Here is a 14,215-nt window from a genome sequence, read left to right as displayed (position 1 = left end):
GAATGTATAGAGAGTTTTACGGATTAACCCAAAAACCGTTTTCTATTTTGCCGGATCCTCATTATTTGTATTGGGGGCATAGTCACAGCCTCGCCTATGCCATGTTGGAATATGGGGTTATGAATAGAGCTGGCTTTACGGTTGTGACGGGTGAAATTGGATGCGGTAAAACGACTTTGATCCGTCACTTGCTTGAACGCCTGGATGAAGAGTACACGGTTGGCTTGGTTTCGAATATTCAAGATGGCGAACTGCTTCAATGGGTACTCATGGCATTTGGTCAACCTTATGAAGATAAGTCTCATGTAGCCTTGCATGATGAGCTGCAACAGTTTCTAATTCGTGAATATGCGGCGGGTAGGCGCACAATATTAATAGTGGATGAGGCGCAAAATCTCGGACCAAGGCTTTTGGAACAACTCCGACTCTTGTCGAATATTAATGCGGATAATGACCAGCTTCTTCAATTGATACTCGTTGGACAACCGCAATTGAAAGGGCTTTTACAAGCCCCGGAGCTCGTGCAATTCGCACAGCGCGTGGCTTCTGATTTCCATCTGTCACCACTTTTAGCAGATGATATCGAAGTATATGTTGCTCATCGTTTGTCCATAGCGGGCCGTGAGATGCCTTTATTTACGCGTGAGGCATGCGAACAGTTATTTGACGCGAGCCGCGGTATACCAAGAATAATTAACATTCTATGTGATACATGCTTGGTCTATGGGTTTGCTAGAATGGCTCCAGAAATTGACGCTAAGATTGTCGGAGAAGTTATCGATGACAAACGGAAACATGGCATATTTGATGTTGGGCCCCCGAAAGAGACAAAGGCTGATGAGAATGTCGTGGCACTAGAAAAGAAAGAAGAAGATCCGGAAGATAAACCGGCACTTGTTATTCACGACAAAGAATTAGCGAAACTAATTTTTAAAAAGCTTCGCACTCACACCTAAGTCTCGAGTTTGAACCGCCCGACTTCTTAAGAATTGTCTAGAAAGATTTATTGAGGGAAACAGAGATGGCATTTTCTCTAATGTTATCCGCTGCAATATCAGCATCACGGTCGTAGTAATTATACGCTAACGATCCGGTAAAATTATGCCCAAATCGATAGTTTAGGGATGCCCCAGCTCGAATTGTTGTTTCCGCGGTACCGGGGGTTTCAGGTTCGACGACCTTCGACCAAGATCCGTCTATTGAGGCGCCAAGTTTCGGAGAGAGTTCCCGTGAATATCGGCCGAAGACTGAAACTGTTTCATCATTTGTATTGGTTGTGAGAAAGTCCCGCTTTTCATAAGCGCCACCGGCGCTATAGCTGTTAACTCCTTTCGCTCCAACGAGAGCGAAATCGAAAGTTTCGGATTTTGCTGTTGTATCGGCGAATTCTGAATTTGAAAAATTTGCATTTACAAGCTGACCGTCTGCGTCAAGAACATCTCTATTTGAATAGGCCTGACCACCCGTTCCTATATCAACTGCATAGGACGCTGTAAGAATAGCCGCACTGGAGATGATATAGGAAAAATCCATATTCCAAATGCTCCCGCCATAGCGGTAACCATAGCCCAAGCTCAAATCTGTTCTTGGACCCGGCGTAAGGCGAACACCGGCGCCAATAAATGCACCACTGATTTCCTCGTTATCGATATTCTCGCCATCGAACTCATCATAGCCAGTTATACCGAGCAACGCGACATTTCTGTTAATTGAATACTGACCTGAAGTGACAAAAGTACCACGTTTTAGGTCGTCGCCATTTTCGACATCTGTATCTATGCCAAAAGCTTCAGCTGTCCAACTGGTTCTGGTAAAATCTCTACCGCTTTCCAGAATTAGATTGATTTCGTTCGATGTTTCATTGCCAGGATTGGTTGCGGCACCGCCAACATCTGTTTCGTCAAATCTAAGCTGGGAAAACCGATACCGAGCAATCCCGACGGCAGTCCCACCAAATCGTTGCAAGTAATATGGGCTGATACTATAATTTAGTACTTGGGTTTGCTCACTCGAAAGTGTTCTATCAATCGCGGAGGATCCCCCCCCAGTAGTTGATAAATCTTCAGGTGTGTAGGCAATTTGCCCATCGAGAAAGAAATGATCTTCTACTAGCTCTGCATTCGCGCTACCTAGCAAGCTGTGGCGGAAGCCATCCAATTCTGACGTATCTACATATTTGTCGTATGCGCCATCATACGATCCACGCAAATTCAATCTGTTGCCGATTCCGTCGATTGTAAAGCCGGCACTGAGTGTTGTAAGAAAATCACTTTCTGTATTTGTCGCAGTGGACAAAACGTTATCAGTATAGGCTTCTCTAATCCCAACGTACGGTGTAAAAATCCAATCTGCGGCTATAGCTGTGGAAGTGCTTATAACGGCACCTCCCAACAGCCCAATGCTGAAGGCGCCGGCTTTTATAGACCGTAATCCGAAAACTGAAGGATTGGAAAACATCACTATATGAATACCCTTATTTTGATATTAAATGTCAGATTACTGACACTATCGCATCAGTTCTAGAACCAGCTTTCAGGGATGATAAGAATATCACCTGGCATTAAAGGAACATTTGCGCTGACGTCACCATTTAAAAGAAGGTCGTCCAAACGAACGCCGTAGGACTTTTTCTCGCCGCCCTCTTCACGAACAATTACCGTCCGGTTGCCAGCTGCGAATTCTGTCATACCACCAACCGCGATCATGGCATCCAGAACAGTCATGCGATTGCGAAAAGCGATGGCCATCGGCTGTGACGCTTGTCCGACAATACGGATCTGTTGGCTATACGGACCATTAAACGTTTTTACACTAACCGTCACCAATGGATCTTTTACATATTGGCTTAATTCTTTTTCCAAATCTTTGGAGAGCTGAGCCGATGTTTTTGATGCGGCAACCATGTCGTTGACGAGAGGCGTTGAGATTCGACCGTCCGGGCGAACAGGAACCGTCACGGAAAGATCTGGATTTTGCCAGACAAATACATCCAGTTCGTCGTTTGGACCAATGATGTATTCTGCAGAATCTGAAAGAGTAACCGGTGCAGTTGATGCGGCTTCATTTTGTGACGAGCATGCTGCAAAAAACAGAGCGAGTGATATTACTAATGTCCGGGTGGCAGCGGACTGAATTTGTTTAAGCGTAAACACGTTATGCCTCCCCCTAATAAAATGTATTCTGAGCTATGTGTCAGAACTGGTTAATCTAAACAAACAGACGGTGTTTCTCAGTTTTTAGCACAGTCAAATTCAATTTTCTAAGCTAAATGACATAATTTTGCCTAGTATTTCTCCAATAAGGGCCATAATGCAACATTATTCCACTATGAAAATATACTTGATCATCAAGTTACATTCGAAAAATGAATAACTGCCACTCCAAATTAACGATTTGGCAGCGTTTTATTTGTAGTGTTTCTTCTTGATTGGGCATTGGCAAAAATGGCTAAAATCGGTATAATTTACAATGTATATAATTTTTGAAAATCGGGGAAAGAGTGAGTAATAATAAAAACCCGCTGCTTAAAGAGACTCTCGACAAGTGTTCACGGGTTTTTATTGTGATTGCCGTTTTTGGATTGGCAATAAACTTGCTCATGTTAACGGCGCCGTTATTTATGATGCAAGTGTTTGATCGCGTTATCACGAGTCGGAATACAGATACGCTGGTACTATTAATGTTGATCGCCGGATTTGCATTGTTGACCATGTCACTTCTCGAAGGAGCCCGGACGTTTGTTCTCGTTCGCATCAGTAGTTGGCTAGATCAAAGAATAGGCGGGGCAGCCCTTACAGCCAGTATTGTATCGACACTTACTTCTGGTAAGGATGCCAGTATCCAGGCCTTACGTGATCTCGGAACATTTCGATCATTTTTAACCGGCCCAAGCGTGTTTCCAATACTAGATGCTCCATTTGCACCAATTTTCTTAGGCGTAATGTTTCTGCTTCACCCTTTGCTTGGGTGGATAGCTGTTATTGGGGCCATTATTCTTTTGGGAATTGCAATTGCCAATGAACGGGCAACCCGCAAATTACTAACTCAGTCTGGCGGTCAATCGATGGTTGCTATGAAGCAGGCCGAAACAGCATCTCGTAATGCGGATGTGGTCGAAGCCATGGGTATGATGCCGCAGCTCATTCAGCGGTGGAATGATCGCCATTCTGATGCGCTGGCACTTCAGGCATCTGCGAGTGATCGGGGGGGTATGTTTGCGGCGGCTTCTAAGCTTGTTCGGGTCCTGCTTCAAATTGGCGTAACGGGCGCCGGGGCCTGGCTGGTTATTGAAGCGGAAATGAGCCCCGGATCAATGATTGCAGGTTCAATAATAATGGGACGCGCCTTGGCGCCGGTCGAACAAGCGATTGGCTCCTGGAAAGGATTTCTTTCAGCTCGATCCGCTTATGGGCGCCTAAAAGCAGAACTGGATGAAAGCGCCGTAAGAGAAGTCGCTATGCCGCTTCCGAAACCCAAAGGCACGGTATCAGTTGAAGGTTTGAGTTATACACATACAAATACAACGGAGCCAATTCTCCGAAATATTAATTTTAGAATTAATCCCGGTGAAATTCTCGGCATTATAGGTCCGACAGCAGCTGGTAAAACGACGCTTGTTCGAATCCTTGTCGGAAATCTGAAATCTAGAATCGGATTTGCTCGCCTTGACGAGATGGATGTTGCCGAATGGAGTCCGGATGATAGAGGCAAGCATATAGGGTATCTGCCCCAAGATATTGAGCTTTTCTCAGGAACTATTAGAGAAAATATTGCCCGTATGAGTGAGGGCGACCCCGCAGAAGTGATTGCCGCTGCCAAAAAAGCTGGTATCCATGAAATGGTTTTGCGGATGGAAAAAGGCTATGAGACAGAAATCGGTGAAGGGGGTGCTGCACTTTCTGGGGGGCAACGGCAACGAATTGCACTAGCCCGTGCTCTTTTTGGTGACCCAAGCCTTCTCGTCCTTGATGAACCAAATGCCAATCTTGATAGCGTTGGAGAGAGCGCACTGATGAGTGCGATGGAAAACCTTCGGGCCGAAGGGATGACAATTATCGTGATAGCCCATCGCCCCAACATCCTTAAGCATGTAGATAAGATACTTGTTCTAAAAGACGGCATGCTTCAGGATTTTGGAGAGCGGGACGACGTGATGATGAAATTGCAGGGAACGCAAAAATCACTCCCCGCGCCGAGAACGCAAAATTTTGAGACACGAAAAGAAGTCGGCAAAGCTGCGAAGAGCGAAGGTGTCGTTCGTAAGCCGTTTGTTCGCTCACCCAGCGTATCTGAAGATTACTCAAAACCTGTCGTGCGGACTGTTTCCAATGGAGAAAAATGCGCGCAATCGCCAGCTTCTAAAAATGGACGAGACATCTCCGTAAAACCCGTAATGCAAAAAAGCAGATTACAGTTAAACGGCGGCGGCTTGCCCGTTCAAAAAAAGGCCGCTGTTTTAACAATGGGACCAAGCGATAAAATCAAAACAAAGATTCAATCGCTTACTTCACATCCTCTTAGCGATGGGGAGATATCGAAAATATATGCAATGTTTGTAAAAGGGGATCAAAAAGGTGCCTTGAATTATCTGGAGGACCTTAAAAGATGATGGACGTGCGCGGACCAATAATTTTCGGTTTAGTGGTTATTTTCATATTCTTCGGAGCCTTTATGGGCTGGGCTGCCTTTGCGCCATTGGGTAGCGCCGCTATCGCTCAAGGAACGGTGAGTGTTGAGGGTAATCGTAAGACCATTCAGCATCTTGAAGGCGGAATTGTATCGGAAATCAAAGTGAAAGAGGGCGAATTTGTTGAGGAAGGTCAAATTCTGATTATTCTGGACGAAATTCAATCAAAAGCTTCTATGGAGATCGTCCGTGGGCGCAGAACCGTTGCTTTAGCGCAAAAGTCCAGATTGGAAGCGGAACGCGATGGTCTCGATAATATTGCTTTTGCAGAATGGTTGGAGGAACGAAAAGCAGAATCCAACGTATCAGAAGTGATGCAGGGCCAGCAAAATATATTTGAATCTCGCAGGAAAAGCAGATTAGGCCAAATAACAATTCTTGAGCAAAAAATTGCCCAACTGGATGAAGAAATTAAAGGACTAGGGGGACAAGTTTTTGCTTCGGATCGCCAGATAAAGTTAATCAGCGAGGAAATCGAGGATGTGGCTGGCTTGGTGAAAAAGAGCCTGGCGAAGCGCCCTCGTCTTCGTGCACTGCAACGCAACCTCGCAGAATTGCGTGGAAATCGCAGCCAGAACCTGTCGAAAATAGCGCAGTCACGACAAGCCATCGGGGAAGTAAAACTACAAATAAACGAACTGCAAAATAGTTTAATTGACGAAGTCGTTGGCGAGTTGCGGGATATTCAAGCACAGTTATTTGATTTGGAAGAACAATCAAGAGCATCCGAAGATGTATTGAGCCGGACGGATATCAGGGCACCAACGGCCGGCTACGTAGTCGATTTGCAGGTCCATACGTCTGGTGGAGTGATTGCACCGGGTGCGACCGTGCTTGATATTGTTCCAGATGATGTAACGTTAATCGTGGAAGCAAAGGTTAGTACAGCGGATATTGATTCCGTCTTCATCGGCTCTGAGGCGCAAATACGGTTCCCGGCGTTCAATCAACGTGTCTCCCTCCCCGCCGAAGGAACAGTGATCAGTGTATCTGCTGACAGCTTAGAAGATGAACGGACTGGTACCTATCACTATTTGGCTCGAGTCAAAATAGAAAGCCTTGAAAATGCCAATATCGAAGTGACGCAACTGCGGCCGGGCATGCAGGCTGACGTCATGATAACGACGGGCGAGCGCACAGCCCTCGACTATTTTGTCGATCCCATAATATTGAGTTTTAATAGGGCTCTAAGGGAAGAATAATCGACTCTTGTATGCTAAATCTTTTGTTGCGCAGTTACTTATCAAGAATTAGCAAAACTCTTTTCCCTGTGTAAACTTAAATAAACTTCATCCTCATCACCCAAATGAGGGATGCGGTTTTTTTCAAGATGCCCTAATTCTGTAAGCAGCATAGGTACACAAATGACAGAAAAGACTGTTATTTTTAGCACGAAACAGGAGAAGCTATCTTGAAATTTGGACTATCATGTCTGGCCGCGTTATTGATAACGATGTTGCACTTGAGTTCTGCTGGTGCATCACCGCTGTCGACAGGTAATGCACCTGCATCTGATGCTCCCAATCCGGTGGTCCAGACGCAACTTAATATGACTGAGTATACTGAGGTCGCGCAGGCACCGATGGTGAAAGTCGTAAATACAGGAAATACAGATAATTTTTTAAGCGCCATTGCAGACAAGTTTAGCAAAAGCGAGAACCCGCTTTCTATCGCTCTAATATTATTTGGATTTGCTCTGGCAGCAATTGGTTGGATGGGCCGTAAGGAAAAAAAGAATTATTTGGTTAAGGATTAGAATGTCAAGTTATCTGGATTTTACGAAGTGAATTTATAATGAAGCAAAACCAATTTATTGGCGGCGGTTCAAATTTTTTTTTAGAAGTAAATTTTTATGCACATATAAAGTGGTGGCCCAAGTGGCCGCCACTTTTTTTGCTCAGTGGGTAAAATTGATTAATGTGCTAATATCCAAGCTAGAATAAATGTGGACTACAATTGGTGTCGGATCACTTTTACTTTAAGGTTATTGCTTAATGGAGCTGCCACGAATTTCAACCGTGATGTCGAAACTCACGCAAAAAGTACAAGGCGAAACCGTTGCCCTGGCGGATGCGCGAATGCCCGCCGGGGAAATCGCGTTTGCGATTGGCGATATCCATGGGCGTAATGACTTACTTCTTTCGGTGATTGAGCGTATTACTAAACAAGATTATGTCTACGAGTACCAAAAACGGCATATCGTTTTATTAGGTGACTATGTAGATCGAGGCAACATGAGCAAGGAAGTAGTACAAACGCTTGTTGATCTCGATCTACCGGATTTCAATATTGTGACCCTAGATGGTAATCATGAGGCTTCCATGCGAGGTTTTCTGGATGAACCGCTTAAAGGTAAACGGTGGCTGCATTTTGGGGGCGACGCAACGCTGCGCAGTTATGGAGTTGATTTTCAACTCGACACCGTAACAGAGGTAGATATTGCAGCAAAATCAGCGGAACTCGCTGCGGCATTACCAGCCAATCACAAAGAATTTCTCTACGGGCTCAAGGGTTACTATTCGTTAGGAGATTTTTTCTTTACACATGCTGGAGTAAATCCAAAACGTTCTCTTGCGGATCAAACGGAACGCGATTTATTGTGGATCAGAAGCGAGTTTCTTACTCATGATAGATTATATGAAAAAGTGATTGTTCATGGCCACAGTATTTCTGCTCAGCCGGAATTTAAGGATAACCGAATAGGAATAGATACCGGCGCGTTCTATTCGAATGATTTGACGTGCCTTGCTCTTTACGGAAGAAGCAAAAATATATTGTGACTTTTTCTTGCCGCTTTCTTGTTTCTTCAATGCAATGGGTATTGGTGATCTTGACTTATTGTCTCCGGTGAAAATGCTCGGCACCAAGTCGATCTCAATATCAATCATGCCGTTTTAGAGATCGTTGTAACCTTTATATTTTTGCGGGATCAAAGGTTGGGTAAGAGGTAGACGCAACGTTTCACGTGAAACATATGGCCTAGGATCAGAATTTTAACGTTCTGGACGAAAACAGGTCTGTTCGTATGGAGAAAAAATCATTTCAAGACAAATTCGGCCCCTATGCGGTACACTTATATCAACTCAAAAAGGATGTTCTCGCCTGCCCGTGATCTCGCCAGCCAACTAGGACTCGCTATGAGCGGAAACTGCGACACTTAGGCCGCAAGTCAAAAACCAATAATCTTTTTGCGATTGTTGCAAATGCGTAATACGAACATGTGTTCGTTAAATGGATCATGACAATCGTAAGACCATCTGCCGCTTTCAATCAGTTGATATCGCGAAGCTCCCGAATATTCACGAGAATTAAAAGGCGTTCCACACAGCCTCAAAACCCACAACCAAACGTTTGTTATTTTTAGCGATCTGCAATAAAATTATTCTCTTATGTTCAAGCTCGAAGCCGTTGTTTTCTACGTCAAAGGCTATGGCAATCACTGCCTGCACCTTTCTTCTATCATGCATATCACAGCAATTTGTGTCGCGAATTTTTCTTCTGCATATAAATCAGGCAGAGGATAAATAACGTATTGAAAAATCGAAACTTTTTAGAGAAGAATTTTGATTGCTTTTTCCTCCTTAAAGGATAATTTAATTAAAGTTTCTTAAAATGCGTGACGGAAACATGATCTTTTATATGTGCTGGGAAACGTTGAAATGGTAGCGAAAGCCGAAGAGTTAAAGAACGAGAAAATTGAAAAAGTTCTATCTATGGTAGCAGAACGGCTGGACAAGAAAATAGCCGACGACGTACAGATTTTTGTTCGTCACTACTATGAACGCCTCTCACCTGAAGATATCAACGAGGTCTCGACGGAACATCTTTATGGATCTGCTTTGTCGCTGTATAAATTCTCCGAAAAACGCCCTCATGGAAAGGCGAAACTGCGGGCTTTCAGCCCAAATCTCGAAGAGCATGGCTGGAAAACATCACACTCGGTTATTGAGATTGCTAATGAGGACATGCCATTTTTGGTTGATAGTATCACATCAACTTTAAGCCGGAGAGGATTGACCGTTCATTTGGTGATTCATCCTGTTATCTTCGTGGAGCGGGATGAAAAAGGGAAACGCATTCGCACCTTCGATAAGCCTCCAACCGGCCGTCAGAAGAGTCAACGCGAAAGCATTATGCATTTGGAAATTGATGAACAATCAGATCCAAAAACTCTCGCAGATATTGAGCATGAACTATTAAATACGTTAGCAGATGTGCGATTGGCCGTTGAGGATTGGAGGCCTATTTTAGGCAAAGTCGATAGTATCATCAAAAGCCTGACAGATAACCCGCCACCTTTGGTAAAAGAGGAGGTGGATGAAGCGCGCGCCCTGTTAAATTGGATGTCAAATAATCATTTTACGTTTCTCGGATACAGAGAATTTGAGTTTGGAGAGGCGGCAAAAGGTAGAAAAGACAGTTGGGATATTGTCAAGGATTCCGGGTTAGGAATTTTACGCGACCCAACTCGTAGAATTATGACGGGTAATCGGGAAATGACGCCGGAAGTCAGAGATTTTCTTCGCCGTCGCGAATTAATTATTGTCACCAAGGCCAATGTGCGCTCTACGGTTCATCGGCCAGTTCATTTGGATTACGTCGGTGTCAAAAAATTCAACAAGAAAGGTGAAGTCATTGGCGAGTATCGCTTTACCGGACTGTTTACCTCGGCTGCCTATAACCGAATTCCAAGTGACATTCCTTATTTGCGTCGCAAGGTAACGCAAACTCTTGAAAAAGCCGGACTGGCGAAAAGCAGTCACGATGAAAAAGCTCTGGCTCATATTCTGGAAACCTATCCACGAGATGAATTATTTCAGATCTCCGTCAATGATCTTTTCAAGACGTCATCAAAAATCCTGACCCTGCAGGAACGACCGCGTATTAGTGCGCTGATCCGGCGTGATCGGTTTGAGCGATTTGTTTCTGTTTTAGTCTATGTTCCACGGGAAAAATTCAATACGGAGCTTCGCAAAAAATTTGCGGACATTTTGGCGGAAGTGCATAACGGTACTTTGTCTTCTCATTATGCGCTGGTCGGTGACGATGCGTTGGCACGTATCCATTATATCGTTGCGCTTAAAAGCAAGCATAAGCCGGAAGTTGATGTCGCGGATCTGGAGCGACGGCTGGTTGCAGCTGCTAGAGAATGGTCTGACGAGCTTTATGACGCATTGTTGGATAAATGGGGTGAGGAAAAAGGCCTTCGGATGAAGGCTCATTATGGTGACGCCTTCCCGATTGCTTATAAAGAACGCTTTAATGCAGAATTGTCGTTGCATGATATTGAAAAGACCGAACGGGTCCGCAAAAGCAAAGACGTTGAATTGAACCTCTATCGTTGGATCGATGACCCTGATAACAAAGTAAGATTCAAAGTCTATAGTCCTGGCGAGCCGCTTTCCCTGTCGGATTGTTTGCCGATGATGGAGAATATGGGTCTTAAGGTAATGTCAGAAAACCCATATTATGTATCAATCGGGGGGACAGAAGAAGCGATCTGGATCCATGATTTTGAACTCGTAGAGCCGGGTGGCCAGGCTCTTGAACTCCATATACTAAAGAAAAAATTTGAAGAAACTTTTGAGCGGGTATGGAAAGGAAAAATGGAAAGTGACGGCTTTAACCGTTTGGTTATGCGGGCCGGACTTGCTTGGTCAAATGTTGTTGTTCTGCGGGCTTATGCAAAGTATCTGCGACAAGCCGGTATCACGTTCAGCCAGTCGTATATGTCTAATACGTTGTCGGAAAATGCCAATATATCGAAACTATTAGTTGAGCTTTTCCAGACTCGTTTCGATCCTTCCTTTCCTGAAGATCGGACTGAAAGTGTTTCGCGAATACTGAAACATATCTGGGACGAACTTGATCATGTTGCCAGCCTTGATGATGATCGGATTTTGAGACGTTTCGTCAATTTAATTGTCAATACGTTACGTACAAACGTGTATCAGAAAGACGCCAAGAACACGGACAAATTATACTACTCATTTAAGTTGGATAGTCAGAAGTTAGATGACTTACCGTTACCCCGTCCCCATGTGGAAATTTTCGTTTATAGCCCGCGTGTGGAAGGTGTTCATTTACGGGGCGGTAAAGTGGCGCGTGGTGGTTTGCGTTGGTCGGACCGCCGGGAAGATTTCAGAACGGAAGTACTCGGCCTGATGAAGGCTCAGATGGTAAAGAATACCGTAATTGTTCCGGTAGGTTCAAAAGGTGGATTCTTTCCAAAAAAACTACCCTCCGGCGGCACGCGTGAAGAAGTACAGGCTGAGGGTATTGCTTGTTACAAGATTTTTATTTCCGGGTTGCTGGACGTTACGGATAATTATGTTGGTGGCGCCGTCGTCCCACCAGAGAATGTGGTTCGACATGATGCAGATGATCCCTATCTTGTCGTTGCGGCAGACAAGGGAACCGCAACATTTTCTGATATTGCCAATGAAGTAGCGATTTCTTATGGCTTTTGGCTCGGTGATGCGTTCGCTTCAGGCGGGGCCGCGGGATATGATCATAAGAAAATGGCCATTACCGCCCGCGGTGCTTGGGAATCTGTCAAACGGCATTTCCGCGAGGTTGGCCATGATATTCAGACAAAGGATTTCACGGTTGCGGGCATCGGCGATATGTCGGGAGACGTGTTTGGTAACGGTATGTTGCTGTCGAAAAAAATCCGGTTGGTGGCGGCCTTCGATCATCGAAATATCTTTATTGATCCTTCTCCAGATCCAGCAAAAAGCTTTATCGAACGCGAACGAATTTTCAAATTACCCCGGTCTTCTTGGGAAGATTACAATGAAAAATTGATTTCCAAGGGCGGCGGTATCTTTGATCGCAAAGCGAAAATCATTAAGCTTTCGCCGGAAATTAGAAAACTCCTGGACATAAAGAAACCTGAAGTCCCGCCAAATGAATTGATGGTGGCAATTCTCAAATCCAAGGTCGATCTTCTCTGGTTTGGTGGCATCGGCACCTATATTAAGTCCGCGGACGAGAGCAACAGTGATGCAGGTGATCGGGCCAATGATGCTATTCGTGTCAACGGTAGCGAAGTTAGATCGAAAGTTATTGGTGAAGGCGGTAATTTGGGCGTTACTCAGCTCGGTCGTATTGAATATGCAGAAAGTGGCGGTCGCCTGAACACGGATGCGATCGATAATTCCGCGGGTGTGGATTGCTCTGACCATGAAGTTAATATCAAGGTCTTATTGCGCGCTGTACTCGATGATGGGGAGATGACGGGTAAGCAGAGGGACAGAATATTGGTCGAGATGACCGATGATGTTGCTGATCATGTTCTTCAAGATAATTATCTGCAAACCCAGGCACTCACTACAGCGGAGCGGCAAGGCTTGGATAGTTTTTCTGAGAATGTCCGCTTTATGATTGGCTTGGAGAAAAAAGATCGCCTCAACAGACATGTAGAATTTCTTCCGGATGATGAAGAACTTGCTGATCGACAAGCAACCGGGCGAGGCTTGAGCCGGCCCGAAATGTCTGTGTTACTGGCTTACGCGAAAATGACATTGTATATTGATATTCTGGAAACAAAACTGCCTGACGATACTTACTATGATAGCTGGTTGACAGAGTATTTTCCACCGCAACTTCGTAAGAAATATGCAGCCTTTATCTCGAGCCACAGACTGCGTCGGGAAATTATCACAACGATCATTGTCAATCAGCTGGTCAATCGTGCCGGGCCAACCTTTGTCATGCAGATGACGGAGGAGACGGGAAGTCGCCCGGAAGAAGTTGCACGGGCTTTTGCCTTGGTCTGTGATGTTTTTGACTTGAATAGTTTATGGGCGGGTATTGAAGCGCAAGATAATAAAATTTCGAGTGATATCCAGGGACGCATGATCGATGTAACCCAGAAATTGGCGCGTCGGGCAACGCTTTGGTGCCTTCGTCGGTTGTCCAGTAGTGTCGACATTGCAGCCGAAGTTAAACTACTATCCGCAGATATGCGTAAACTTGAACGCGGTTTGGAAGGACTGCTGAGTGATGAGGGCCGCAATTTATTCGTCGATCGATCTGATCAGCTAATAGCAGCGGGCGTTCCGGAAGATCTGGCGCGCCGAATGGCAGCGTTGGGTCCATTGCGGTCGTCGCTAGATGTAGTTCAGGTAGGTAATAGCAACACGCGCCCCATCACGGAAGTGGGCGAAGTCTATTTTGCCGTTGGGGCTGAACTTAATTTGGATTGGTTGCGCTCTGCAGCCGAAACAATTGAACCAGAATCTAACTGGGATCGCCTCGCTATTGCAGCGATCATAGATGATCTTTACGGTCAACAACGGGCGCTCACGAACTCCGTTTTTGTTGGGGCTAACGGACATGCTGGGCGGAAGGCCTTTGAACATTGGGTGAAGCAGCATCAGACACCTATCAAGCGATCCTCTGAATTGATTAAGGAGTTCAAAGCCATGGGAGTTTTGGACGTGTCCAAATTGGCTTATGCCAATCGTCAGTTCCGATCCATGATCAGCTAGGGAATTAGTTTATATTTTATCCACCTGATCGAGA

The 14,215-nt window shown here is 45.1% G+C and carries 8 protein-coding genes; 6 read left to right on the top strand and 2 right to left on the bottom strand.

Annotated features, from left to right (window positions below):
• Positions 1–2 precede the first annotated feature (2 nt).
• Positions 3–956, top strand: a complete 954-nt coding sequence (locus tag V7723_RS05275; RefSeq protein ID WP_335683392.1) for an ExeA family protein — start codon at positions 3–5, stop codon at positions 954–956.
• Positions 957–993: 37 nt separating this feature from the next.
• Here V7723_RS05275 and V7723_RS05270 read toward each other — a convergent pair whose 3' ends face one another.
• Together V7723_RS05270 and V7723_RS05265 are read right to left on the bottom strand one after the other, a co-directional pair.
• Entirely contained in the window at positions 994–2,457 is a 1,464-nt protein-coding gene (locus tag V7723_RS05270; RefSeq protein ID WP_335683416.1) for a TIGR03016 family PEP-CTERM system-associated outer membrane protein, read from the bottom strand.
• 62 nt (positions 2,458–2,519) lie between these two features.
• Entirely contained in the window at positions 2,520–3,152 is a 633-nt protein-coding gene (locus V7723_RS05265) for an XrtA/PEP-CTERM system exopolysaccharide export protein (RefSeq protein WP_335683391.1), read from the bottom strand.
• Positions 3,153–3,499: 347 nt separating this feature from the next.
• Between V7723_RS05265 and V7723_RS05260 the strand changes: the two genes are divergently transcribed.
• The 5 genes from V7723_RS05260 (at position 3,500) to V7723_RS05240 (ending at position 14,181) form a co-directional block, all read left to right on the top strand.
• Positions 3,500–5,608, top strand: a complete 2,109-nt coding sequence (locus V7723_RS05260) for a type I secretion system permease/ATPase (protein ID WP_335683390.1) — start codon at positions 3,500–3,502, stop codon at positions 5,606–5,608.
• Positions 5,605–6,888, top strand: coding sequence for an HlyD family type I secretion periplasmic adaptor subunit (locus V7723_RS05255; RefSeq protein ID WP_335683389.1), 1,284 nt, complete (start codon positions 5,605–5,607; stop codon positions 6,886–6,888). Before V7723_RS05260 ends, V7723_RS05255 begins: the two co-directional genes overlap by 4 nt.
• 209 nt (positions 6,889–7,097) lie before the next feature.
• Complete coding sequence (locus V7723_RS05250; RefSeq protein ID WP_335683388.1) at positions 7,098–7,442, top strand: hypothetical protein; 345 nt, start codon at positions 7,098–7,100, stop codon at positions 7,440–7,442.
• A 238-nt stretch (positions 7,443–7,680) separates the two neighbouring features.
• Positions 7,681–8,466, top strand: coding sequence for a metallophosphoesterase (locus V7723_RS05245; protein ID WP_335683387.1), 786 nt, complete (start codon positions 7,681–7,683; stop codon positions 8,464–8,466).
• A gap of 879 nt (positions 8,467–9,345) precedes the next feature.
• Positions 9,346–14,181, top strand: coding sequence for an NAD-glutamate dehydrogenase (locus V7723_RS05240; protein ID WP_335683386.1), 4,836 nt, complete (start codon positions 9,346–9,348; stop codon positions 14,179–14,181).
• Positions 14,182–14,215: the final 34 nt, after the last annotated feature.

Source organism: Sneathiella sp. (assembly GCF_036960985.1).
In the GTDB taxonomy this organism is placed as follows: Bacteria; Pseudomonadota; Alphaproteobacteria; order Sneathiellales; family Sneathiellaceae; genus Sneathiella.
The sequence above is the reverse complement of the archived record's forward strand: the minus strand, read 5'-3'. Positions and strand labels throughout refer to the sequence as shown.

Coding starts and splice junctions, on each gene's coding strand:
- V7723_RS05275 (WP_335683392.1), top strand. CDS start 3: ATGTATAGAGAGTTTTACGGATTAACCCAAAAACCGTTTTCTATTTTG.
- V7723_RS05270 (WP_335683416.1), bottom strand. CDS start 2,457: ATGTTTTCCAATCCTTCAGTTTTCGGATTACGGTCTATAAAAGCCGGC.
- V7723_RS05255 (WP_335683389.1), top strand. CDS start 5,605: ATGATGGACGTGCGCGGACCAATAATTTTCGGTTTAGTGGTTATTTTC.
- V7723_RS05245 (WP_335683387.1), top strand. CDS start 7,681: ATGGAGCTGCCACGAATTTCAACCGTGATGTCGAAACTCACGCAAAAA.
- V7723_RS05240 (WP_335683386.1), top strand. CDS start 9,346: ATGGTAGCGAAAGCCGAAGAGTTAAAGAACGAGAAAATTGAAAAAGTT.